The following is a 22,554-nucleotide window of genomic DNA, read 5'->3' as shown; positions in this document are numbered from 1 at the left end:
CTATTTTTAGGAGAGTAGACAATGGCGAATTTTTTCTCTCTCAAAGGAAAAGATTTAGACATTACCTATAGAATAGGAGGCAATCCTAGTTTTATCTCCCTCATCTATAAGACACCCAATACTCGAGAAGTCTTTAGACCTACCCAGATTGAGAAGGTCAAAACCCCGCTAGGGAGCATGATCACCGTACTTATCTCAACGATAGAACCCTTAGCAGAAAAAGCTGCTAATGTAGCAGAACAATCGGATTGGGATGATTGGGGAAGAACCTTTTCCGTGTTCCTTCCAGATATCTGTGTACCTTTAGATAAAAGCGTGAAGTTCAACACCATTGGTGTGTACAAAAATGTGGGAGGGCCGATAACTACTTCAGGCCCAGAAGTACATTGGAGCTGTATAGATCTAGAGGGTACAGCACAAACCGTTCTCGTTCTTTGTTAGTATTTTTATCAATGATTTGATTGAGCAGGACTACAGCTATAACTAGCGTAGACAGGACAAGAACATGTACAAGCTACTAAAACAAGAGTTTTTCACCCTAGCAATTATAACCATGATTTGTTCGGCAATAACAGCTTTGGCTAATAATACCTTAGAAAACAGCGAACGCTTATATTCTCTATCGCAGCGACTCCTTATCCTCCAATAATGGGCAATTTAGATTGGTAATGCAGAACGATGGGAATTTCGTCCTATATTGCAATGCTAACGTTTTTGGTTGTGGGGATAATCAGGTTCTCTGGTCTACAGGCACCAACGGTCAAGACGTTGAATTTTGTGTCATGCAAGGTGATGGAAATTTAGTGTTATATCGTTCAGACGGACAATCTGCTTAGGACTCAAATATGGCAGGAGACCCTGGGGCCTTTCTTATAATGCAAAATGATGGGAATTTGGTTATCTATGCTCCTAAAGCTGTATGGGCTACAAATACTGAAATAGCAAATAGAGTCAATCCAATTCAACCACCGCAGCCGCCAAAAAATTGCCCTCGTTGTGTAATACCATGAGCAATATCTGTTTTAGGCGCAAGCGCTGAGCTGAGTATCATCTATATATTTAAATCTCTAAGGATTATAAAGCCTCTTGATATGAGACCAAGGGGCTTTTTAGATCTAAATTCTATATAATCCTTTCTAGGCTATTTAAATTGAAGAAATTTCTGATTAATCCTAAATACAACATGAATAGAAATAGAGAAACCCTTAAAAAGGTAGAAAAACCAGCCTGTGGATTCAATACCACACTTCTGTCTGCAATCGGGAATACACCCCTTCTTAATCTTGGCGACGGTATTTTTGCCAAAGCAGAGTTTATGAATCCATCAGGATCGATCAAAGCTCGCATGGCAAATTATATGATTGAACGTGCTGAAGAGAAAAGGCTCCTTAAGCCCAGCGATACCATCGTCGAAGCGACCAGCGGTAATACTGGTAATGCACTAAGCATGATTGCAGCAATCAAGGGCTACAAGATTATCGTTATGATCCCTGAAGGCTATAGTAGTGAACGGGTGCAGATTTCCAAGGGATACGGCGCAGAAATTCGTTTTGTCGGTCATTTTCAAGTTAATGACGCAAGAGCCGCTGCTATAGCGCTTGGCCAACAGAACGGATTTTATTGTCCAGCCCAATTCGATAATGAATGGAATGTTGAGGAAAACCGTGAAGAGCTGGGCCGAGAAATCATCAGCCAAATTCCTGAAGGCTTTAAGTTCGATGCCATTGTTCAAGGCGTTGGCACTGGCGGTACACTCATCGGCGTTTCACAAGCATTGAGGGAATGGCATAATCCTAATATAAAGGTCTTTGCCATGGAGCCGACAGAATCGCAAACCCTTGAGTGTTGTATTGTTGCCGACCACAAAATAGAAGGGATTTCCGACGGTTTCGTACCCACAATTTATCAACGCCACCGTAATGAAATTGATGAGATCATTTCCGTCGATAGTGATGTAGCCATTGAAGAAGCTCGTAAGATAGCATACGAACGCGGCCTATTCGTCGGTCCCAGCAGCGGCGCTAATTTCTGGGCGGCTCATAAAATTAAACGAGATAATCCCTCAATTAAAACTGTTCTGACATTATTATGTGATCGAGGCGAAAAATACCTGTCTTTGATGTATCCGCTTTAAAATAAACTGCATATTTTTATTACAGCACTAGGTAAAAAAGTGTGGTCTTATTAATCTACGAGTCTTACAAGGATGAGAATATCAACCCTAGCAGCAAGCCACCCCTCTCTTTCTACTCATGAATGCCTAGAATAAGCAATATTAATAGAATAGATTTTCGGATGACCTTTGACTGGCAAGAGCGATACGCGAACCTATTATTGCTTTGGAAAATTAGAGACTATTTGATACGCCCATTTATTCCTTAATCGATAAAACTAAATACAATCATTCCTAGTCTTGATTACTGCCACCAAATTACTCTGCCCCTGATTCGTGGTAATGATGACCCGAACGTTGCTGATTATCGTCCTTTCTTTAGCTATTATTGTAGTCTAATCTCTTTCAGCTACTGAAATAAAAACCAGTAATAGACACTGAGATACTAACCATAGCTTGGCGCGTTTTCTTTAAGCTTTCTTCTGTTATTTTAAGATAATACTATATTTTTTAATCCCTGAGCAAAGATACACTGATTCTAAATATTGCCTACTTAACCTAAAGCGTTAAGCTAAGTATTTCAAATGAACTAATAGACACTAGATTATGATCACATCACCTAGCCAAGAATCGCTTTCTATTGATGAAAATAAGCTTGAGAATATTCTTATAGCTCATCAAAGATGGTTACAATCGGAAGGAAAAGAAGGACAGCAAGCTAATTTAGAGGGCATTATTCTGCGTGGTGCTCATTTAGTAGGGGTAGATCTACGACGAGCTAATCTCACCCTTGCCTGCTTAGAGGGGGCTAATTTAGAAAATGCTAATCTTCAAGAATGTACCTTAATTCTAGCTAGTCTTAAAGAAGCTAGTCTTCTCAATGCTAAACTTCAAGGGGCTAACCTTAATAGCGCTAAATTACAGACGGCAAACCTCCAAGGCGCTAACTTCTCGGGTGCCAATTTGGAGTGGAGCGATTTATCCGATACTAATCTTCATCAAACTAATTTCCGTGGAGCTAATCTTAGTAATGCTACGCTTGATAGCATTCAAGGTTTAATTGAAAATGAGTAATGAAAAAATTGGCTACTATCCTCCCTGTAGAGGCTATCCGTATCTGTGAACAAATAGCTGCTAGCCAACAACCTGTTACAGAGCTAGTATTCGTTGCTCAGCGCCTAGAGCTGCGTTATCCTAACCTCAAATCTTCTATTTATATAGATTTTGTCAATGGAGCCATGGGCTATCGTTGCCAGCATAGCGGACATAAAGAGTTACTGGCTAGAGCTATTGGCCTGAAGAATAACTTACATCTAAACGTATTAGATGCGACTGCTGGTTTAGGACGAGATGGCTTTGTTTTAGCCTCATTGGGCTGCCGAGTATTGCTGATAGAACAGTCCCCTATCATAAGCGCATTACTTGAAGATGGCCTAGCACGAGCTAGTCAAGCATCTAAAACAGCTCTTGCAGCTGATCGAATAACTTTGATTCAAGCCAACTCCATAGATGTTATGATGAAACTTAGTGCTCAAGATCTCCCTGAGGTGGTTTATCTTGACCCTATGTATCCTGAGCGCACTAAAAGCGCCTTAGTTAAAAAAGAAATGCGCCTATTGCGCACGTTAATAGGCAATGATAAGAATACGCCTTTATTGCTGAAGATTGCACTAGACTGTGCGCAGCAACGAGTAGTCGTTAAACGTCCTCGACTAGCGCCGGCAATAGAAGGACCTAAACCCGATTTTATGCTTGAGGGTAAAAACACTCGATTTGATGTTTACCTAACTCATAAGGGTTAATCAAGGTTAACTATAATTAAATTATTTCTTATCCGTTAAAGAAAAGCTATTGCTATAATAGTAACTGTAAAGGATCTAAAAAATGACTAAATTAGGGAGTTTTTTATGACTAACGAAGATAATAAGATGAATAACATTGGCCAAGATATTGTTCAGCACCTAAAGAATCCCGTCTTTTGGAAGCGCTTTCTGCTTATCATATTATTTACTTTTGTCTATATTCTTACTGAAGCTACAGTTTGGGTGATGATAATATTTCTTATCTTTTACAACCTATTTACTGGCGGCAGCAATGAGCGGGCGGCTACATTTGCTAGACAAACATCAGCCTATATTTATCACATATTACTGTATTTAACTTACAATACAGATGATCGACCTTTCCCTTACTCTGACTGGCCAAAGCCAGAGAAAATGCCCACAGGATTAGGACAATCAACGTCAAATCCTTCCAGCCATAACGAAAGCTAAGGCGTACTAGCTAAAAGTTATCGTGCTTAATCCTAATAATAATGATTACCTGCTTATTTTCTGTACTTGCCCTGATGAAGAAGTAGCAAGAAAACTTGCTACTTTATTGGTAGAGAAGCAGTATGCAGCTTGTGTTAACATTATTCCAAGATTAGCTTCGGTATACTACTGGAAAGAAAAAATTCAGACTGATAGTGAGAGCTTGCTATTAATTAAATCACGAGTTGATACTTACTCAGTAATAGAGCAAACGATACGGGAGCAACACCCTTATGAACTTCCTGAGGTTATCGCTGTCACTATCAGCAATGGCCTAAGTGATTATTTACGTTGGATAGACAAAAGGTTATCCCGCTAATGAAAATGCGTTTTCTTGCTTTTATTTCAATTTTATTAGTCTCCCTCTCAGCTACAGCGGGGCTACTGGAGCGGCTTGGTCTAAAGGACGCTGAAAAACCTCCTTTATTAAAGGTTGATGAAGCCTTTATATATAAGACTGTTGTCACAGATAGCCATACCCTTATGGCTCAGGTAGATATTGTCGATGGCTATTATCTCTATCGGGATAAATTTACCTTTCAAATAATCAATGCGTCAAAAACAAGCATTTTAGCAGTACAGTTACCTCCTGGTAAAACTACAGACGATCCATTTATGGGGGCTACAGAAATTTACCCAGGTAAAACTACAGTTAACATTCCAATTACACTAAACCGCCAAGATACAGACCCTGAAACGGTTACTTTAAAAGCATCTTTTCAGGGTTGCTCCGCAATTCACGGAATCTGTTACCCACCTGCTACCCAAGAAATTAGCCTAGAATTACCGGCATCTTCTGTAAACGCTGGAGGAGATTCATCAACTGCGATAAACCCTATTTCAACTACAGAGGAAAGAGCGGATATAGCTCTTCCAGCCCAAGATTATATAGCGCAAATCCTCTTTCAGGATCAAAGCTGGCTTACCCTTGTGGCCTTCTTCGGTTTTGGGCTATTATTAGCTTTTACCCCTTGCGTCTTTCCAATGATCCCTATCTTATCTGGGATTATTATTGGTCAAGGCGAGATAACTACACAGCGCAGCTTTATACTCTCTTTAGTATATGTTCTAGCAATGGCGCTTACTTATACTGTAGCGGGCATTATTGCAGGCTTAGTGGGAAGTAACCTACAAGCTACTTTTCAACACCCAGCTATTTTAATTGGGGCTAGCATAATTTTTGTATTACTAGCCCTTTCTATGTTTGACCTATATCAACTGCAGTTACCTGCTTATTTACAAAATCGGCTTTTTAACCTTAATCAGAAACAAAAAGGCGGTACTCTCCTAGGCACAGGACTTATGGGTTTATTCTCAGCCCTTATTGTAGGCCCCTGCGTTGCTCCACCATTAGCTGGAGCTTTAATCTATATTGGAGAAACTGGGAATGCTTTTTTAGGAGGAGCAGCGCTATTTGCATTAAGTATGGGAATGGGGGCACCTTTATTACTTATTGGCACCTCAGCAGGTAAATGGCTCCCTCGTACAGGAAGCTGGATGCAGCCTGTAAAATATTTCTTTGGCGTTTTATTACTTGCCGTTGCTATTTGGTTACTCTCGCGTATTCTACCCCATCCGGTAATTATGCTTCTTTGGGGTGCCCTATTTCTTATCAGCGCTGTCTATCTTGGAGCATTAGAGGTAATAAGACCCAATACTACGGGCTGGGGTAAATTATGGAAAGGCGTTGGATTAATTTCCTTAGTCTATGGCATTTTGCTTATCATAGGTGCAGCAAGCGGCAGTGGTACTGAGTGGCAGCCTCTCCAAGGGTTAGTAGCCACAAGATCAGCGAATAATCCAATTACGGAAACGCTGAGCTTTCGATCTGTGAAAGGGCTTGAAGGTTTACAGAACGCGCTAGAGCAGAATAAAGATCGATTAATTATGTTAGACTTTTACGCTGATTGGTGCGTAGATTGTAAACGGATGGAGGCCACCACCTTTCGTGATCCTAACGTGATAAGTGAGCTTAGTAATATTGTATTGCTACAAACCGATGTTACTGCTTACGATGATAAAGATAAAGCACTGCTTAATCAATTTTCTCTATATGGCCCCCCTTCAATACTCTTCTTCGGCTTAGATGGCACTGAGCTTAAAGGAACACGGCTTATTGGCATTACTTCACCACAGGAATTTTTGGCACACTTACAACGAGTAAATACCCTACTAACTAAGCAAGCGCTAAAAGGAATACCCTCTTGAATGACATTATCCGCTGGCCTCTAATCTTTATTATTGCTCTACTTGCTGGTATCGGAGGCTACACACTACAACAAATGCGACAAAATAATCAATCGCCCACGGTTGGGTTAACTCGACCTAATTTCCAGCTTCCAGATGTTAATGGAGTCGAACATAATATTAACGAATGGGATGGGAAGGTATTAGTGATAAATTTTTGGGCTACTTGGTGCCCACCTTGCCTACGGGAGATACCTGAATTTATCACATTACAAAATTCATTAGGAGCAAAAGGTCTTCAGTTCATTGGAGTGGCTATCGATAAAACAGATGCCGTCAAAGCATTTATTCAAGAACATGGTATTAACTATCCTATTTTAGTAGATGAAGAAAAAGCTACCCTAATAGCAGCTGATTATGGTAACACTTTAGATGTAGTACCCTATACCGCTATCGTTAACCGCGAAGGTCGAATTGTCTATACCCATGCTGGAGAATTGGATAAAAAAACTACAGAGAGTATTATCTCACCACTACTATAATAGTGTGCGCTATCTAGTAGGATTTTTCGGATTTTTCCTTAGAAGTTTTTAGTTAACCTCTTAATACGCCATACTTATTAGTATCTAGACATTTTTCAGTAAGAAGCGCACAATCTATGATAAATTAATTTCAAAAGAAGCCATGTGGTTTATCGCCTCAACATTATGGCAAGCTTATTAATTATTCATGGGCCTAATCTTAATCTACTGGGTACTCGAGAGCCAAAATATTATGGCTCTACTACTCTAGAGAGGATTAACTCCCGATTAGAGCATCAAGCGGCCAAAGCAGGGCATGATATAAAGTTTTTTCAATCCAATGCAGAACACCTACTTGTAGACTGTATTCATACGGCAGTAAAGGAAAATATAGATTTTATTATTATTAATCCAGCGGCTTTTACACATACTAGCATTGCTCTACGAGATGCCCTAGCCGCTATAGCTATACCTTTTATTGAAGTACATTTATCAAATATCTATAAACGAGAAACATTTCGCCATCATTCCTATTTTTCCGATATTGCTGAAGGAGTTATCAGTGGTTTAGGGTCAATAGGTTATGAACTTGCTTTACAAACGGCAATAGCCCGATTCTCAAACCCTACAGTCCACATTTCTGCTGATCAGACAAAACATTATGGATATACGAAAGATCAAGAAACTGATTGAATTACTAGAGTCCTCCGATATTACTGAGCTAGAGATCCACGAAGGAGAAGAGTCTGTTCGCATTAATCGTTACAACTTACCTATAGCCATCCCCTCTACGCCTATAGCAGCACCAACTATACCTTCCCCTCTACTAAAAGAGATAACCACCAAAAAAGAGGAAGAAATACCTCCTGGTCATATAGTAAAATCGCCTATGGTAGGTACTCTATATCGATCCCCAACCCCAGGAGCAAAACCATTCGTAGAAATAGGGCATCAAGTTGCAATAGGTGATGTGTTATGTATCATCGAGGCTATGAAAATGTTTAATCAGATTGAAACCGATAAAGCCGGAACTGTTGCCGCTATCCTCACCGAAAGCGGACAGCCGGTAGAATACGGCCAGTCTTTATTTGTCATAAAATAATTTTATGTTGGATAAAGTTGTTATTGCTAATCGGGGTGAGATTGCTTTACGTATTCTACGTGCATGTCGAGAGCTAGGGATTAGAACAGTAGCTGTTCATTCTGATGTAGATCGAGAGCTTACCCATGTTTTGCTTGCAGATGAGACGGTATGTATCGGTCCTGCACCCTCAACTCAAAGCTACTTAAATATCCCAGCTGTCATCAGTGCTGCTGAAATCACTGACGCTACTGCTATTCATCCTGGATATGGATTTTTATCCGAAAATGCTGATTTTGCCGAACGGGTTGAGCAAAGTGGTTTTATATTTATCGGCCCTCGCCCGGAAACTATCCGCCTCATGGGAGATAAAGTCTCTGCCATTAAAGCTATGAAGTCCTCTGGCGTACCTTGCGTACCGGGATCGGAGAGTCCACTTAAAGAAGATGGCAAGGAAAACCTAGCGCTTGCCCAAGAAATTGGTTACCCTGTCATTATTAAAGCTTCAGGCGGCGGCGGTGGCCGAGGAATGCGGGTTGTTCATGCAGAAGCGCATTTACTAAATGCAATTTCCTTAACACGTGCTGAGGCAGGTGCTGCTTTCAACAATGACATGGTGTATATGGAAAAATACCTAGAAAACCCTCGCCATGTAGAATTTCAAGTCCTAGCTGATAGCCATGGACATGCTATTTATCTGGGTGAGCGGGACTGTTCCATGCAACGCCGCCATCAAAAAGTCATTGAAGAAGCCCCCGCCCCTGGAATTACTGAAGCGCAACGGAAAGGAATGGGTGAAATCTGCGTTGAAGCCTGCCGTAAAATTAATTATCGAGGAGCGGGTACCTTTGAATTCCTCTACCAAGAAGGTCAGTTCTACTTTATTGAAATGAATACCCGAGTCCAAGTAGAGCATCCAGTTACTGAAATGATCACCGGAGTAGATATTGTTAAAGAACAATTCCGTATTTCAGCTGGAGAGAAACTTAGTTATTGCCAAGAAGATATTAAAATTCATGGTCACGCTATAGAATGCCGAATTAATGCCGAAGATCCAAAAAACTTTATACCTAGCCCTGGCGTTGTCACTATGTATCATGCCCCCGGTGGGCCTGGTATCAGAGTAGACTCTCATTTATACACTGGCTACAAAGTACCTCCTTATTATGATTCTCTAATTGGTAAACTTATTGCCTATGGAGAAACACGAGAATCAGCATTCACTCGCATGCAAACTGCGCTCACAGAACTCGTCATAGAAGGTATCAAAAGCAACGCCTCATTACATCAAAGCATTCTTAAAGATACTAACTTCCAAGCGGGCGGCACTAACATCCACTATCTAGAACGCATGCTAGGGCTATAAATTTTTGTTAGCCTTTTTATGGCATGGATCGAGATTCAATTTGAAATAAACGCTAATGAAGTTGATCAGCTGTCAAATCATTTAAGTGAGCTAGGAGCAGCAGCAGTTACTTTGCTAGATGCTGCTGACCAACCTCTCTATGAACCACCGCTAGGAGATACCCCTCTATGGCCTAAAACATGTGTTAGCGCACTGTTTCCAGTTGAGATCGATTTAAATGCTCTTCTAAGCAAGCTCAGTAGCACTTGGTCTCCTACAGATCCTCTGACTCATCAATATAGGATTTTAGCGGATCAAAACTGGGAACGAATAGGGATGGAGCATTTTAAACCTTTATATTTTGGCTCACGACTTTGGGTTTGTCCAAGTTGGCTTCCTGTTCCTGATCCTAATGCAATTAATATTTTACTCGATCCTGGGCTTGCTTTCGGCACAGGCACCCACCCTACTACTGCCTTATGCCTAGAATGGCTAGCAAACGCCCGCCTCGATCAAGCGCGACTCATTGATTATGGTTGCGGTTCTGGCATTCTAGCAATTGCCGCGCTTAAACTTGGAGCCAGCAGTGTGATTGCTATTGATCATGATCCTCAAGCTTTAGTAGCTACTCAAGAAAATGCTGCTCGCAATGCTATAACTTCTCGCCTTCAAACCTTATTACCCTCTGAGTTAACAGCAATAAAAATTGATTTTTTGATATCTAATATTCTGGCAAACCCCTTATTAGAGCTAGCCCCTCATTTCGCTAAATTAGTTTGCTCTAGTGGTTATCTCGCTTTGTCAGGTATTACTCAGGATCAAATCCCACAACTTATTGAAGTTTATAGCAATTGGTTTATCTTTGAGACCCCAATGATCAAGGAAAATTGGGGATTACTTATCGGCCATCGTCATTAATAAATATTGTTAATCTATGGTTAAAATCTTTTTCTAATTTATTGTTGGGAGTATTATGGCTAGCCCTCAAATAACTCCTTTCAATGTGAAATCGAATTTCCCAATTTTCTATTAAAATACGAATTAATAATCCTTGTTACAAGCTAAGAGTGATAATAGTTTCATGAGTAACAAACTTACCCAGATTGAATCCTATAAAACTAGCTTCAATGAAGAACAGCAACACTCATCCATTAAAGAATGCCTTAGACAGATGTTAAATGAGTATTTTGAACACCTTGATGGACATAATCCCAATGACCTCTACGGGATTGTAATTAGGGAGATAGAACCTCCATTACTAGAGATCACATTAAAATACGCTGGCGGTAATCAAACAAAAGCTGCTAAGTTTCTTGGTATGAACCGTAGTACTCTTCGTAAAAAGCTAAAGCAGTATAATATTAGCTCAATTAATTAATATAATCTTAAAACATTATCTAGAAGTTAACCTCGTCGTCGCTAATTTACCTGAAACTTAAGGTACCGCTAAGGAAATTTATGGAATCTATAAAACGTGCGCTTATTAGCGTTTCCGATAAGAGCAAAGTGACAGAATTTGCACGTCAGCTGCAAACGACCTATGGCGTTGAAATACTATCTACCGGAGGTACTGCTGCATTACTTCAAGAACATCATATTAAGGTGATAGAGGTATCAGACTATACCCAATTCCCAGAAATGATGGGAGGGCGTATCAAAAGTCTTCACCCTAAGATTCACGGAGGTATTCTAGGGCGGAGAGAGGCTGATGCCCCTATTATGGCTGAATATGGTATCAAACCTATTGATCTAGTTGTTGTTAATCTCTATCCGTTTGAACAAACAATAGCAAACCCAAAGTCTAGCCTGCCCACTATCATTGAGAATATTGATATTGGTGGGCCAGCGCTACTACGAGCAGCCGCTAAAAATTATGAATCTGTCGTGGTGGTAACTGATCCAACTGATTACGAACTTATCCTCGCTGAGATAAAAATAAACAATGGATTTATTTCACCTGCTACTCGCTTTGAGCTTGCAGTTAAAAGCTTTAAGCATACTGCAGCTTATGACACAGTTATTGCTAATTATCTAGAAAAACTCTCTTTAAAAGATAAAAAAATAAATTTTCCGCACGACTATAGTATTCAATGTATTAAAAAACAGGAATTACGATATGGCGAAAACCCTCATCAACAAGCTGCATTCTATGTAGATCATACCCCTCAGAAGGGAACTGTTGCTGCGGCTCAGCAATTACAAGGCAAGGATCTTTCTTTTAATAACATAGCTGATACCGATGCCGCTTTAGAGTGTGTTAAATCATTTCCCAACACGCCTACCTGCGTTATAGTCAAGCACGCCAATCCTTGCGGGGTAGCCATCGGAAAATCCCTCGAAGAAGCTTACGAACGGGCGTATAGTGCTGATCCTATTTCAGCTTTTGGCGGTATTATTGCCTTTAACTGCCCATTAGATGCATTGACAGCAAAAATTATCATTGAACGCCAATTTGCTGAAGTTATTATTACCCCAACAATAGACATAACCGCTCAAGCCGTATTAGCGGCTAAGCCCAATATACGGGTGCTAACTTGTGGTGAATGGCCATCCCAGCCAATACCTAATTTGGACTATAAACGAGTTGCCGGGGGTTTATTAATTCAAGAACAGGATCAAAGATTAGCACCTTCAGAACTACCGCAGGCAGTTACAACGCGATCACCGACTTCTCAAGAAGCTAAAGATCTCTTATTTGCTTGGCGAGTAGTGAAATTTGTCAAATCCAACGCTATTGTCTATGCTAAAAATGAGCAAACAATAGGTATTGGTGCTGGACAAACAAGCCGGGTCATGAGTAGCCAAATTGCAGGACTTAAAGCTAAAGAGGCAGGATTTTTAGTCTCAGGTGCAGTGTTAGCCTCAGATGCTTTTTTTCCTTTTCGAGATGGTTTAGATACAGCAGCAGAAATGGGTGTCAGTGCTATTATTCAGCCTGGTGGATCTAGGCGAGACCATGAGGTAATTGCAGCAGCTAATGAACATAACATTGCTATGATTTTCACTGGAGTACGGCATTTTCGCCATTAATTTATTTTTAAAAAATTTTACTTAGCTTAATTCTAGCATTAGGTTAATCTGAATAATCTTTCAACCCTAGCCGACGAAATAGTAGACACTCTTCTCTAACGCAATCCTTCTTATTTTTTAGGCGGGCATGGGGTATTATTTTACGTATCATGCTATACGACCAAGTTAAATTATACGGCTTATTAATTTATCTTTAACAATGCTTTTACTCTGCCTATAAGCTCTCTATTATTAACTGTAATTTCTTAGGATTAAGGATAAAATCATGATTAAAGTGGGAGTTATTGGCGGAACAGGATATACAGGGATTGAATTACTCCGCTTACTTTCCAATCATCCCAATGTTGAAATTGTAGCTATTACCTCACGTACTAAAGCCGGCACTGCAGTGAGTGATCTCTTTCCAAATCTTCGAGGTCATGTCAATCTACAATTTATTAAACCTAATCTAGCTCAGTTAGCCCAAGAATGTGATGTTGTTCTTTTCGCTACCCCTCACGGCGTAGCCATGGAAATGGTGCCAGAGTTAATTGCACGAAATACCCGAGTCATTGATTTATCTGCTGATTTTCGCCTCTCTGATCCAACGGTATGGGAACGCTGGTACGGCCATCCTCACACTGCTCCTAATCTATTAACTGAAGCAGTTTATGGTTTACCTGAAATTAACCGAGAAGCCATTCGCCAAGCTCAGCTAATAGCCTGCCCAGGGTGTTATCCTACCACTGTCCAATTAGGGTTTTTACCACTGCTAGAGCAAGGATTAGTCGATCCAAATCACCTTATTGCCGATGCTAAATCAGGGGTAAGCGGAGCCGGTCGTAAAGCGGCTATAGCCACTCTACTATGCGAGGCCAGTGAAAACTTTAAAGCCTATAGCGTGAGTGGTCATCGACATCATCCAGAAATTGTCCAAGGGCTTAGTCGAATTAGTAAATCTGCCATACATTTAACCTTTGTGCCTCACCTCACCCCTATGATTCGCGGAATCCATGCCACCTTATACGCCCAGCTCCAGAAAGAGATCGATCTTCAATCCCTTTATGAGCAGCGCTATGCAAAGAGTCCGTTTGTTGATGTACTTCCCCCTAAAAGCCACCCAGAAACTCGCAGTGTCCGAGGCACTAATATGTGCCGCCTTGCTATCCATCGCCCCTCAGTCGAGGATAATACTATTGTAATACTTTCGGTTACTGACAATTTAGTCAGGGGAGCCTCTGGCCAAGCAATACAGAACATGAATCTTATGTTTAACTTAAAAGAAACATCTGGCCTCAATGATATTGCTATTATTCCATAATCTCAGTTTACTTATTTCCTAAATAAACGCCTATAAGTAAAAATGGCAAAACGCGCAGACCCTCGCTTTATTATCACAGAACATCGCCCTTGGCGTATATGGATCTTGAGTGCCCTCTTAATAGTGGCCAGTGGAACCATAGGCTGGTTTCTTCCTCATTTAATTTCCGCATCGCTAGACTTAATAGCCGATACCTCTTCCTCACCAGCTCATCTTAGCGCTCAAGAAAAGATTTCTTATTTAGATCAGGAAAATGCTCGTCTACGAAAATCCTTGGCTCAAACCCAGCGGGAGCTAAAGATAGAGCAGCACGCCCGTATGGATCTAAGTACTGATTTAGAAGCTTTACAGAACAAAATTTATGAGCTTAATCGTCAGCTTTCCGCTTATAAAGGATTAATTAAGTCCCTTGAGGATCAAGGGTTCCATATTCAGGATTTCAGCATCAGTAAGACAGTAACAGCGAGATTATTTCATTACCATCTCGTACTTACTCAAGGCCGTAAAACAGCCCAGCTCACCCAAGGCCAAGCACAGCTCGTAATTTACGGCGTGTTAAATGGAAGATCTGCACAATTTAATCTTGACAGCCTTTCTAAAGCTAACGCCATTAACTTTAAATTTAAATACTTTCAAATTCTTGAAGGTGAGTTATTGCTACCAAATAATTTCAAACCAACTCAAGTTAAAATTACCTTATATCCTAACGAAAGTTCTTCTAAATTAGCAGAAAAAACTTTTAATTGGGCCTCGATAAAAAATTAATAATTGTCTTAATTACAGTTAAAAATGAATTATTCTTAATGAGGAGGGTTTAAAATGTTTTGGCGTCCCAAAAAATATGAACACAGTATTAAGCTTAATACCCTCATTGGGCAAGATACTCGCATTGAAGGAGGTATTACTTTTAGTGGAGGACTGCGAGTAGAAGGATACGTAAAAGGGAATATTGTAGCAGAGGAAGAGAATTCATTACTTACTGTGAGTGAAAGTGGAATCATTGAAGGACAAGTTAAAGTCCCCTATATTATTCTTAGTGGCTCTGTAACGGGTGATGTCCATGCTACTAAGCGCCTTGAACTTGCAAATCAGGCGCAAGTCCACGGGGATGTTTATTATCACCTGATCGAAATGGCGGTAGGGGCTAAAGTTAATGGAAATTTTATCACTATAGAGGATAAGCCCGTTCCTAAGTTAGCATTAACTAATAAATTAGGGGTCGAAACTACTTCTTTTAAGTAAATTGTTAAAGAAAACAAATTTTTTAATAAATTTCAGATTTAAATCAATCGCTTAAATTTTAAGGATAATACGACTATGAACACAATTGATACTACACCAGTTTTATTAACATTCACTGATGCCGCCGCTACTAAAGTTAAAGAACTTATTGAAGAAGAAGGTAATAAAAATTTGATGCTACGTGTATTTATTAGCGGGGGTGGATGCTCAGGCTTTCAATATGGTTTTACCTTTGACGACACTCTTAATGAAGATGATACTCAGGTAGAAAAACAGGGGGTTACCTTGCTCATCGATCCCACGAGCTATCAGTATCTAATAGGAGCAGAAATTGATTATACTGAAAGTGTAGAAGGATCTGAGTTTGTGATTAGAAACCCTAACGCTACAACCACTTGTGGCTGTGGATCATCCTTCTCTGCTTAAACGCTCTCTATCTCTACATGTCTATTTCAAGATCATTATCTATGAACGAGTCTTACTATCGTTATCATGTATTTTTTTGCACCAATCAGCGAGATAACGGCCGCCCCTGTTGTCAAGATCATAACTCCTCAGCATTTCGAAGTTATGCTAAGGAAAAAATTAAAGCACTGGGATTAGCAAAAAACCATCAAGTACGCATTAATATTGCAGGATGCCTTAATCGATGCGCTCAAGGACCCGCCATAGTCGTCTACCCAGAAGGAATTTGGTATAGCTATACCAACCATAAAGACATTGATGAAATTATCAGCGAGCACCTAATCAATGGCCGTCCGGTTGTTCGCTTACGGATTTAAGTACTACTACTACAATGAATCCAGTAGAGTATTGCCAAAGCAAAGTAGCTCAGCCTGGAACTAGTCTTTACTACAGTCTTTTATTTCTGCCTGAGCACCAAAAACAAGCGGTCACTGCCCTTTATGCATATCAAAAAGAAATTAGTGATATTGTAATTGAATGCCCAGAGATTATTATTGCTGAAACTAAGCTTCAATGGTGGCAAGAGGAAATCTCCCGGTTATTTGCGGGCCATCCTAAACATCCTATAACTCAATCTTTAGCTTATCCTATCAGCATCTATAATCTACCCCAAGAGTTGTTTCTTAAGGTTATTGAAGGAGTGACCCGTAATCTAGAGCAATTTACCTATCCAACTTTTGAAAATCTTGTTCTTTATTGTTATCAAATCGCTGGGACTATCAGCGCAATGGCGGCTAAAATTTATGGCTACCAAGATCAAAAGACGCGAAAATACGCCGAGCAGTTAGGTATTGCCCTACAATTAACTCATATCCTGCGTAATGTACGCCAAGATGCTGATAGAGGTCGTGTTTATTTATCTCAAGATACATTAGATTCCCTCAGCATTTCTATAGAAGATCTTCTGGCCGGAAACAATAATATCCAAAACCTCTCCGCCTTATTCGCTCATTATGCAAGCCAAATCCGCCATTACCTTCACAACGCCTTAACCCTACTTAACAAACACAATTACTACTCACAACGTGCCGGCCTGATTCAGGCTGCCCTTTGCCTAAGTGTTTTAGATGCTATTGAAGAAGATGGCTATTTATTACTACAGCGACAAACTACCTTAACCCCGCTACGTAAGCTTTGGATCGCATGGCGTACTTCACGGCGATCCCAACGGGGTCTTATTCCAAAGCATTAATCTTCAAAAACTAATAATCTCAATTTCAGCTCCTTACTCGTCTACCTACTATTGGTTGCAGTTTAGTAACAGGTTGGTGTGCTATCCCAGCTACTTCTAATAATGCTTTTAATTCGGATGACTCCAAAAAATGCCAGCGGCCAGCCCGTAATCTTGGCGGTAACCTAATCGGCCCAAAACGAATACGTATTAGCCGACTCACTTGGGCACCCTGAGATTCCCAAAGTCGGCGAATTTCCCGTTTTCTCCCCTCTCGGAGCTTAACATGATACCAGTGATTAGCCCCTTCGCCACCTGCATCCAAAATATGCTCAAAGCGTGCTAAACCATCTTCTAACTGTACACCTGCTTGTAAACGCTGAAGGGCAGATTCTTGTACCGTTCCTAAAACCCGAACCGCATATTCTCGCTCTATTTGAGCAGAGGGATGCATTAAACAGTGGGCAATCTCACCTTCGGTAGTAAACAATAACAGACCCGAAGTATTGATATCCAAGCGACCAATACTTATCCACCGACCCTGCTGGGGGCGCGGTAGTGACTGAAAAACAGTAGGACGACCTTGAGGATCTTTACGGCTACAAATCTCACCCGTAGGTTTATGGTATAAAATGACTTGAGAAGAAGGAGAAAATTGTAATCGCTTAGGAGATATAGGCCGACCATCAATAGTAATTCGATCCGTCATCGAAACTTTATCACCTAGCTGAGCTGAGGTACCATTAATCCGAATTCGACCTGCCTTAATCCATGTCTCAATTTCCCGGCGAGAACCTAATCCTCCTCGCGCTAATACTTTTTGCAAGCGCTCCATTCTCAATGAATTCTTTTCCTAGCCTTACTTATCCTAATTACGAAGAAGTTATCTCTTTTTGATAGGCCTCTTCAGTAGCGTCAACTATAAATCCCATACTAGTTTTAAACCCTATTTTGGGATCGGTTAAAATTTTTAACTCTGCTAAGGAAGGTAGTTCATTTAAACTCTTAAGATTAAATTGATCCAGAAATTTTCGGGTTGTACCATACAAGGCTGGCCGTCCAGGAGTCTCTCTATGCCCTACAGTTCTTACCCATTCTCGCTCTTGTAGTGTTCTTATGATCCCGCTACTTACAGAGACGCCGCGAATCTCCTCAACTTCCGCCCGGGTAATGGGTTGACGATACGCAATAAGAGCTAACGTTTCTAAGAATGCCCGAGAATAGCGAGAGGGCTTCTCCTCCCAAAGTCTCGAAATCCAAGGAGCTATCTCTTGGCGTACTTGAAAACGGTAACCACTATGAACCTCTTTAAGCTCGATTGCTCTAATCCCCCAATCATCAATCAATTCCTTGATTATATTTTGTATTTGATTATGAGAGGGTCGTGCTTCTTCATCGAATAAAGCCCAAATCTCATCAATAGATAGGGGTCGATCCGCTGCAAGTAAAGCAGCTTCAATAATATTTTTTAGAGAACACAGGTCATTCACTCTACCATCGCTCTTATATGAAGAGAACCATAAATCTCAGCTTGGGCTACCTCTAGTAAAGATTTTCTAGCTAGCTCTAATATAGCTAAAAAAGTGACCACTATCCCTAAACGCCCTTCTTTAGGATGAATCAAAGTCGTAAACTCACGAAAAGTATCAGCATTCACCTTACTCAGCACTTCTACCATCCGCTCCCGTACTGATAGAGCTTCTTGAACAACATGATGATGAGTTAATAACTCTGTTCGAGCTATAATCTGCTTAAGAGCAGACAGGAGATCAGCTAGCTCAAGTTTAGGCTCAAGTTTAACCCTATACTCAGAAGCAAGATACACACTTGTTTCGAAGATATCTCGACCTATTCTAGGTAGAGAACTCAAATCTTCAGCAGCTTGCTTATAACGTTCATACTCTTGGAGACGCCGAACTAATTCGGCTCTAGGATCGTCTTCCTCTTCAGTAATCTCTTGAGGGCGGGGCAATAACATTCGCGATTTGATTTCAGCTAGCCAAGCCGACATGACTAAATATTCTGCGGCTAGCTCTAAACGTAGATCACGCAAAATCTCTATATATTCCATATATTGGCGGGTCACCGTAGCGATAGGGATATCTAAAATATCTAGATTTTGTTTGTGAATTAGATAAAGCAATAGATCCAATGGTCCTTCAAAGCTTTCAAGAAAAACTTCTAAGGCATCTGGAGGAATATAAAGATCTTTAGGTAGCTCAGTAATAGGTCGCCCTTGCACTACTGCCAGCGTCCGCTCAGCTAAAGATGATTCGGGTAAATCATTCACCACTTAATTCTAGCAACCATCTATCCATAGGATAATCCCATTACTTCCCGTACTTCTTCTAAAGTTTTCCGGGCAACCTTACGGGCAGCCTCATTACCTTCATTGATAATCTGCTGCACTAAATTAGGATCCTCAATATATGCTTGTGCTCGCTCTCGAATAATTTTTAGCTCGGCTTGAACCCGATCAATAATTGGCCGTTTACAATCTAAACAACCAATTCCCGCTCCCCTACACCCCTCTTGAACCCATTGTTTGATCTCATTGTCGGAGTAAATTAAATGGAATTGCCAAACAGGGCACTTATCCGGATCTCCTGGATCTGAGCGTCGAACACGAGCTGGATCTGTAGGCATTGTCCGGATCTTATGTTCTACCTGCTCAGGAGATTCACGCAAGGCGATGGTATTACCATAGGATTTAGACATCTTTTGCCCATCTAGCCCAGGCATGCGCGCAGCTGAGGTCAGTAAGGCTTGTGGTTCCGGTAAGATTACTTTACCAACCCCTTCTAAGTAGCTAAATAGACGCTCTCGATCGCCAAGGGTAAGATTTTCTTGGCTATCTAAAAAAGAGTGACCTTTTTTTATAGATTCGGTATCCCCCTGTTCTTGGAAACATCGGCGTAAATCCAGATACACCCGGGCATTCTTTTTACCCATTTTTTTAATAGCGGCTTCTACCAATGCCTGATAATCCGTTTCATAACCATAAAGATGATTAAAACGACGGGCAACTTCCCGAGTAATTTCAACATGAGGAACCTGATCTTCACCTACTGGAACTCCAGCTGCCTTATAAATGAGAATATCAGCGCTTTGTAGCAGCGGATATCCTAGAAAACCGTAAGTAGCAAGATCTTTTTCCTTTAGTTTTTCCTGCTGATCTTTATAAGTGGGCACCCGCTCTAACCAGCTTAAAGGAGTAAGCATCGAGAGTAGCAGGTGTAGCTCCGCATGCTCTGGAATTTTAGATTGAATAAATAAAGTCGCTATTGAAGGGTTAACCCCTACGGAAAGCCAATCAATCACCATATCCCAAACACTGGCGACAATCCCCTGAGGGTTTTCATACTCTGTTGTTAAAGCATGCCAGTCAGCCACGAAGAAAAAACATTGATATTCATGCTGCAGCTGAGCCCAATTTTTTAGCACACCATGATAGTGGCCAAGATGCAGCTGTCCAGTTGGGCGCATTCCGGAAAGTACCCGCTGAGATTGAAGGGGACTCAATAATACTCTCCTTGGTTATACATTGTTATTGAGCTCCCATCAACGCTAATAATGCCCTAATAAAATCCTGCTTCGGTATCCCAGCAAAATGCACTAATCCGGCTAAGAGTAAGTTGACTAAAGGCCATAGGAGATACCACAAGGCACCAGAGAAGAGTAATAATAACAGTATAATCAAACCAAAAGGCTCAATGTAGCTTACTTTAGAAGCAATAGATTCAGGAAGCAGCCCCACTAATACTCTACCTCCATCAAGCGGAGGTAATGGAATTAGATTTAGCATCATTAAAATAACATTAATAAATATCCCAGCAATTCCCATATAAAATAAAGGGATACCAATTACAGTAAGATCCGGTGCTAAAATAATCCCTAACCGGGATATAAACCCCCAGAGAATAGCCATCATTAAATTAGCAATAGGTCCTGCTAAAGCTACAATCGCCATATCCCTTTTTGGGCGACGGAGTCTTCCCCAAGATACAGGGACTGGTTTTGCCCAGCCAAAAATAACACCTCCAAGTAATAACGAAATTCCAGGAATTAATAGAGTGCCAACAGGATCAATATGATGGATAGGATTAAGGGTTAATCGTCCCATCATTTGTGCAGTGCGATCACCTAGTTGAAGCGCCATCCAGCCATGGGCTACTTCATGGACAGTAATGGCGAATAATATAGGTAGTACCCAAACAGCGATGCGTTGTGCTATTGATAACTCTTCCATTAACTTATTATATACCTATAATTTAATTTTTATTTTTCCAAGCGCTTAAAAATAACTCGACTCTTTATTTAATTAATTAACCAATAATAGAGATCCCAGCCATATAGGGCTGTAATACCACTGGCACTTGAATACTTCCATCAGCTTGTTGGTAATTTTCTATGACTGCCACTAATGTGCGACCAACTGCTAGCCCAGAGCCATTTAGTGTATGAACCCAAGTCGTTTTTTGAGTACTAGGATCTCGCCAACGAGTCTGCATTCGGCGAGCCTGAAAATCTAAAAAATTACTACAAGAAGAGATCTCTCGATAAGTTTGTTGCCCCGGTAGCCATACTTCTAGATCATAGGTCTTGCTACTTGCAAATCCAAGATCGCCCGTACAAAGGTTCACCACTCGATAAGGCAATTCTAATTGCTGCAATATAGCCTCTGCATGGCCAGTCAATTCCTCATGAGCCTGCCAAGAATCTTCTGGCCGTACAATCTGCACCAGCTCCACTTTCTCAAATTGATGTTGACGAATCATGCCACGAGTATCCTTACCATAAGATCCGGCTTCACTACGAAAACAAGGCGTATGAGCAACATATTTTAAGGGTAGCCGCTCAGCAGATATAATCTCTGATCTAACGATGTTAGTCACTGGGGTTTCAGCGGTTGGAATCAAATAATAACTGGTATCCTTGATAGCAAATAAATCTTGCTCAAATTTAGGTAGCTGCCCCGTTCCTAGTAAAGATTGTGGATTCACCAAATAAGGAACATATACTTCAGTATAGCCGTGTTCTCGAGTATGCATATCCAACATAAACTGAATAAGCGCCCGATGCAAACGAGCCAAAGGGCCTAAAAGAGTGACAAAGCGAGCGCCGCTAATTTTTACTGCAGCCTCAAAATCCATTCCTAATACGGCGCCTAATTCCACATGATCCTTAGGAGCAAACTCAAAAACAGGTGGCTCTCCCCATCGTCGTACCTCCACATTGTCCTTTTCATCCTTACCCTCAGGGGTACTTGCATCAGGCAGATTAGGAATCCCCATCAGAATCTCAGTGACCTGCTGCTGAATCTCTTCTAAACAAATTTCAGCGACTGTAATCTGATCTCCTAAATCAGCTACATCTACTAGTAAGGGAGCAATATCTTTTCCACACGCCTTAGCTTTACCAATAAACTTAGATCGAACATTACGCTCGGCCTGTAGTTTTTGGGCTAAAATTTGTGCTTCTTTGCGCTTTTCTTCTAGGGTAGTAAAAATAGTTCTATCTAAGATAAAGCCCCGCTTTTCCAATCGCAAAGCAGTCTCTTCTAAAGCATATCTCAGTAATTTTGGATCAAGCATTTTATTGATTATTTTTAAAATCTAGATTAATTGCCAAACCATAAACCATCCTTATACCAGCCTTAGCTTTGACTAGATCTATTAGAAATCCCTAGGTAATCCAAGACAAAGATCCCTATTTTTTAATAACTATAATTAAACATGTATCTTGATTACATCAAAAAGATTTGATAAAACTTATTCCAATCAACTT

The 22,554-nt window shown here is 40.7% G+C and carries 26 protein-coding genes; 20 read left to right on the top strand and 6 right to left on the bottom strand.

Features of this window, described 5'->3' with window-relative positions; all coding sequences use genetic code 11:
* The first annotated feature begins 21 nt into the window (after positions 1-21).
* The 20 genes from TAO_RS00715 (at position 22) to hpnD (ending at position 16,788) form a co-directional block, all read left to right on the top strand.
* Positions 22-441, top strand: coding sequence for a hypothetical protein (locus tag TAO_RS00715; protein ID WP_096526170.1), 420 nt, complete (start codon positions 22-24; stop codon positions 439-441).
* A gap of 709 nt (positions 442-1,150) precedes the next feature.
* Positions 1,151-2,134: a PLP-dependent cysteine synthase family protein gene (locus tag TAO_RS00705; protein WP_231910519.1), complete on the top strand. Its 984-nt coding sequence runs from the start codon at positions 1,151-1,153 to the stop codon at positions 2,132-2,134.
* Positions 2,135-2,719: 585 nt separating this feature from the next.
* Positions 2,720-3,187: a pentapeptide repeat-containing protein gene (locus tag TAO_RS00700; RefSeq protein ID WP_096526168.1), complete on the top strand. Its 468-nt coding sequence runs from the start codon at positions 2,720-2,722 to the stop codon at positions 3,185-3,187.
* On the top strand, positions 3,187-3,915 hold the full coding sequence (locus TAO_RS00695; RefSeq protein WP_096526167.1) for a class I SAM-dependent methyltransferase: 729 nt from the start codon (positions 3,187-3,189) through the stop codon (positions 3,913-3,915). Before TAO_RS00700 ends, TAO_RS00695 begins: the two co-directional genes overlap by 1 nt.
* A 105-nt stretch (positions 3,916-4,020) precedes the next feature.
* Positions 4,021-4,386: a DUF4389 domain-containing protein gene (locus TAO_RS00690; RefSeq protein WP_096526166.1), complete on the top strand. Its 366-nt coding sequence runs from the start codon at positions 4,021-4,023 to the stop codon at positions 4,384-4,386.
* Positions 4,387-4,408: 22 nt separating this feature from the next.
* Positions 4,409-4,744: a divalent-cation tolerance protein CutA gene (gene cutA, locus TAO_RS00685; RefSeq protein ID WP_096526165.1), complete on the top strand. Its 336-nt coding sequence runs from the start codon at positions 4,409-4,411 to the stop codon at positions 4,742-4,744.
* The gene (gene dsbD / locus TAO_RS00680) at positions 4,744-6,633 is read left to right on the top strand and encodes a protein-disulfide reductase DsbD (protein ID WP_231910518.1); all 1,890 of its coding nucleotides are present in this window, start codon (positions 4,744-4,746) and stop codon (positions 6,631-6,633) included. The genes cutA and dsbD overlap by 1 nt, the downstream gene beginning before the upstream one ends.
* Positions 6,630-7,154 carry a TlpA family protein disulfide reductase gene (locus TAO_RS00675; protein ID WP_096526164.1) on the top strand — a complete coding sequence of 175 codons (525 nt, stop codon included), beginning with the start codon at positions 6,630-6,632 and terminating at the stop codon, positions 7,152-7,154. The genes dsbD and TAO_RS00675 overlap by 4 nt, the downstream gene beginning before the upstream one ends.
* Positions 7,155-7,319: 165 nt before the next feature.
* Positions 7,320-7,826 carry a type II 3-dehydroquinate dehydratase gene (gene aroQ, locus TAO_RS00670; protein WP_096526163.1) on the top strand — a complete coding sequence of 169 codons (507 nt, stop codon included), beginning with the start codon at positions 7,320-7,322 and terminating at the stop codon, positions 7,824-7,826.
* Positions 7,795-8,235 (top strand): acetyl-CoA carboxylase biotin carboxyl carrier protein, encoded by a 441-nt coding sequence (gene accB / locus TAO_RS00665; protein WP_096526162.1) that lies wholly within the window; start codon positions 7,795-7,797, stop codon positions 8,233-8,235. Before aroQ ends, accB begins: the two co-directional genes overlap by 32 nt.
* Before the next feature lie 4 nt (positions 8,236-8,239).
* Positions 8,240-9,580, top strand: a complete 1,341-nt coding sequence (gene accC / locus TAO_RS00660; protein WP_096526161.1) for an acetyl-CoA carboxylase biotin carboxylase subunit — start codon at positions 8,240-8,242, stop codon at positions 9,578-9,580.
* 18 nt (positions 9,581-9,598) lie between these two features.
* The gene (prmA, locus tag TAO_RS00655; RefSeq protein WP_096526160.1) at positions 9,599-10,477 is read left to right on the top strand and encodes a 50S ribosomal protein L11 methyltransferase; all 879 of its coding nucleotides are present in this window, start codon (positions 9,599-9,601) and stop codon (positions 10,475-10,477) included.
* Positions 10,478-10,640: 163 nt separating this feature from the next.
* A complete protein-coding gene (gene fis, locus TAO_RS00650) occupies positions 10,641-10,937 on the top strand; it encodes a DNA-binding transcriptional regulator Fis (RefSeq protein ID WP_096526159.1) in 297 nt (98 codons plus the stop codon).
* Between the two features lie 80 nt (positions 10,938-11,017).
* The gene (purH, locus tag TAO_RS00645; RefSeq protein ID WP_096526158.1) at positions 11,018-12,589 is read left to right on the top strand and encodes a bifunctional phosphoribosylaminoimidazolecarboxamide formyltransferase/IMP cyclohydrolase; all 1,572 of its coding nucleotides are present in this window, start codon (positions 11,018-11,020) and stop codon (positions 12,587-12,589) included.
* A gap of 265 nt (positions 12,590-12,854) precedes the next feature.
* A complete protein-coding gene (gene argC / locus TAO_RS00640) occupies positions 12,855-13,889 on the top strand; it encodes an N-acetyl-gamma-glutamyl-phosphate reductase (RefSeq protein WP_096526157.1) in 1,035 nt (344 codons plus the stop codon).
* Positions 13,890-13,931: 42 nt separating this feature from the next.
* Entirely contained in the window at positions 13,932-14,654 is a 723-nt protein-coding gene (locus tag TAO_RS00635; RefSeq protein ID WP_096526156.1) for a DUF6776 family protein, read from the top strand.
* 54 nt (positions 14,655-14,708) lie between these two features.
* Positions 14,709-15,131 (top strand): bactofilin family protein, encoded by a 423-nt coding sequence (locus TAO_RS00630; protein WP_096526155.1) that lies wholly within the window; start codon positions 14,709-14,711, stop codon positions 15,129-15,131.
* A gap of 75 nt (positions 15,132-15,206) precedes the next feature.
* Entirely contained in the window at positions 15,207-15,557 is a 351-nt protein-coding gene (gene erpA, locus TAO_RS00625; RefSeq protein ID WP_096526154.1) for an iron-sulfur cluster insertion protein ErpA, read from the top strand.
* A gap of 41 nt (positions 15,558-15,598) precedes the next feature.
* Positions 15,599-15,913: a (2Fe-2S) ferredoxin domain-containing protein gene (locus TAO_RS00620; protein WP_096526153.1), complete on the top strand. Its 315-nt coding sequence runs from the start codon at positions 15,599-15,601 to the stop codon at positions 15,911-15,913.
* Positions 15,914-15,927: 14 nt separating this feature from the next.
* Positions 15,928-16,788 carry a presqualene diphosphate synthase HpnD gene (gene hpnD / locus TAO_RS00615; RefSeq protein WP_096526152.1) on the top strand — a complete coding sequence of 287 codons (861 nt, stop codon included), beginning with the start codon at positions 15,928-15,930 and terminating at the stop codon, positions 16,786-16,788.
* Between the two features lie 25 nt (positions 16,789-16,813).
* Here the strand turns inward: hpnD and rluB are convergent, their stop codons facing one another.
* The 6 genes from rluB to serS form a co-directional block, all read right to left on the bottom strand.
* Positions 16,814-17,602 (bottom strand): 23S rRNA pseudouridine(2605) synthase RluB, encoded by a 789-nt coding sequence (rluB, locus tag TAO_RS00610; protein WP_096526151.1) that lies wholly within the window; start codon positions 17,600-17,602, stop codon positions 16,814-16,816.
* A 37-nt stretch (positions 17,603-17,639) separates the two neighbouring features.
* Positions 17,640-18,257, bottom strand: coding sequence for an SMC-Scp complex subunit ScpB (gene scpB, locus TAO_RS00605; RefSeq protein ID WP_096526150.1), 618 nt, complete (start codon positions 18,255-18,257; stop codon positions 17,640-17,642).
* The gene (locus TAO_RS00600) at positions 18,254-19,057 is read right to left on the bottom strand and encodes a segregation and condensation protein A (RefSeq protein WP_408607614.1); all 804 of its coding nucleotides are present in this window, start codon (positions 19,055-19,057) and stop codon (positions 18,254-18,256) included. Before TAO_RS00600 ends, scpB begins: the two co-directional genes overlap by 4 nt.
* A gap of 20 nt (positions 19,058-19,077) precedes the next feature.
* The gene (locus TAO_RS00595; protein ID WP_172419024.1) at positions 19,078-20,289 is read right to left on the bottom strand and encodes a tryptophan--tRNA ligase; all 1,212 of its coding nucleotides are present in this window, start codon (positions 20,287-20,289) and stop codon (positions 19,078-19,080) included.
* A 25-nt stretch (positions 20,290-20,314) separates the two neighbouring features.
* On the bottom strand, positions 20,315-21,016 hold the full coding sequence (locus tag TAO_RS00590) for a site-2 protease family protein (protein ID WP_096526148.1): 702 nt from the start codon (positions 21,014-21,016) through the stop codon (positions 20,315-20,317).
* 76 nt (positions 21,017-21,092) lie between these two features.
* A complete protein-coding gene (serS, locus tag TAO_RS00585; protein WP_096526147.1) occupies positions 21,093-22,361 on the bottom strand; it encodes a serine--tRNA ligase in 1,269 nt (422 codons plus the stop codon).
* Positions 22,362-22,554: the final 193 nt, after the last annotated feature.

Source organism: Candidatus Nitrosoglobus terrae, from assembly GCF_002356115.1.
Classification (GTDB): domain Bacteria; phylum Pseudomonadota; class Gammaproteobacteria; order Nitrosococcales; family Nitrosococcaceae; genus Nitrosoglobus; species Nitrosoglobus terrae.
The sequence above is the reverse complement of the archived record's forward strand: the minus strand, read 5'-3'. Positions and strand labels throughout refer to the sequence as shown.

Bases quoted from the DNA above. Each gene is read 5' to 3' on its own strand.
- dsbD (WP_231910518.1), top strand. From the start codon at position 4,744: ATGAAAATGCGTTTTCTTGCTTTTATTTCAATTTTATTAGTCTCCCTC.
- argC (WP_096526157.1), top strand. From the start codon at position 12,855: ATGATTAAAGTGGGAGTTATTGGCGGAACAGGATATACAGGGATTGAA.
- TAO_RS00635 (WP_096526156.1), top strand. From the start codon at position 13,932: ATGGCAAAACGCGCAGACCCTCGCTTTATTATCACAGAACATCGCCCT.
- accC (WP_096526161.1), top strand. From the start codon at position 8,240: ATGTTGGATAAAGTTGTTATTGCTAATCGGGGTGAGATTGCTTTACGT.
- fis (WP_096526159.1), top strand. From the start codon at position 10,641: ATGAGTAACAAACTTACCCAGATTGAATCCTATAAAACTAGCTTCAAT.
- TAO_RS00700 (WP_096526168.1), top strand. From the start codon at position 2,720: ATGATCACATCACCTAGCCAAGAATCGCTTTCTATTGATGAAAATAAG.
- serS (WP_096526147.1), bottom strand. From the start codon at position 22,361: ATGCTTGATCCAAAATTACTGAGATATGCTTTAGAAGAGACTGCTTTG.
- accB (WP_096526162.1), top strand. From the start codon at position 7,795: ATGGATATACGAAAGATCAAGAAACTGATTGAATTACTAGAGTCCTCC.
- rluB (WP_096526151.1), bottom strand. From the start codon at position 17,602: ATGGAGCGCTTGCAAAAAGTATTAGCGCGAGGAGGATTAGGTTCTCGC.
- erpA (WP_096526154.1), top strand. From the start codon at position 15,207: ATGAACACAATTGATACTACACCAGTTTTATTAACATTCACTGATGCC.
- TAO_RS00590 (WP_096526148.1), bottom strand. From the start codon at position 21,016: ATGGAAGAGTTATCAATAGCACAACGCATCGCTGTTTGGGTACTACCT.
- TAO_RS00620 (WP_096526153.1), top strand. From the start codon at position 15,599: ATGAACGAGTCTTACTATCGTTATCATGTATTTTTTTGCACCAATCAG.
- TAO_RS00690 (WP_096526166.1), top strand. From the start codon at position 4,021: ATGACTAACGAAGATAATAAGATGAATAACATTGGCCAAGATATTGTT.
- hpnD (WP_096526152.1), top strand. From the start codon at position 15,928: ATGAATCCAGTAGAGTATTGCCAAAGCAAAGTAGCTCAGCCTGGAACT.
- purH (WP_096526158.1), top strand. From the start codon at position 11,018: ATGGAATCTATAAAACGTGCGCTTATTAGCGTTTCCGATAAGAGCAAA.
- aroQ (WP_096526163.1), top strand. From the start codon at position 7,320: ATGGCAAGCTTATTAATTATTCATGGGCCTAATCTTAATCTACTGGGT.
- TAO_RS00695 (WP_096526167.1), top strand. From the start codon at position 3,187: ATGAAAAAATTGGCTACTATCCTCCCTGTAGAGGCTATCCGTATCTGT.
- TAO_RS00630 (WP_096526155.1), top strand. From the start codon at position 14,709: ATGTTTTGGCGTCCCAAAAAATATGAACACAGTATTAAGCTTAATACC.
- TAO_RS00715 (WP_096526170.1), top strand. From the start codon at position 22: ATGGCGAATTTTTTCTCTCTCAAAGGAAAAGATTTAGACATTACCTAT.
- prmA (WP_096526160.1), top strand. From the start codon at position 9,599: ATGGCATGGATCGAGATTCAATTTGAAATAAACGCTAATGAAGTTGAT.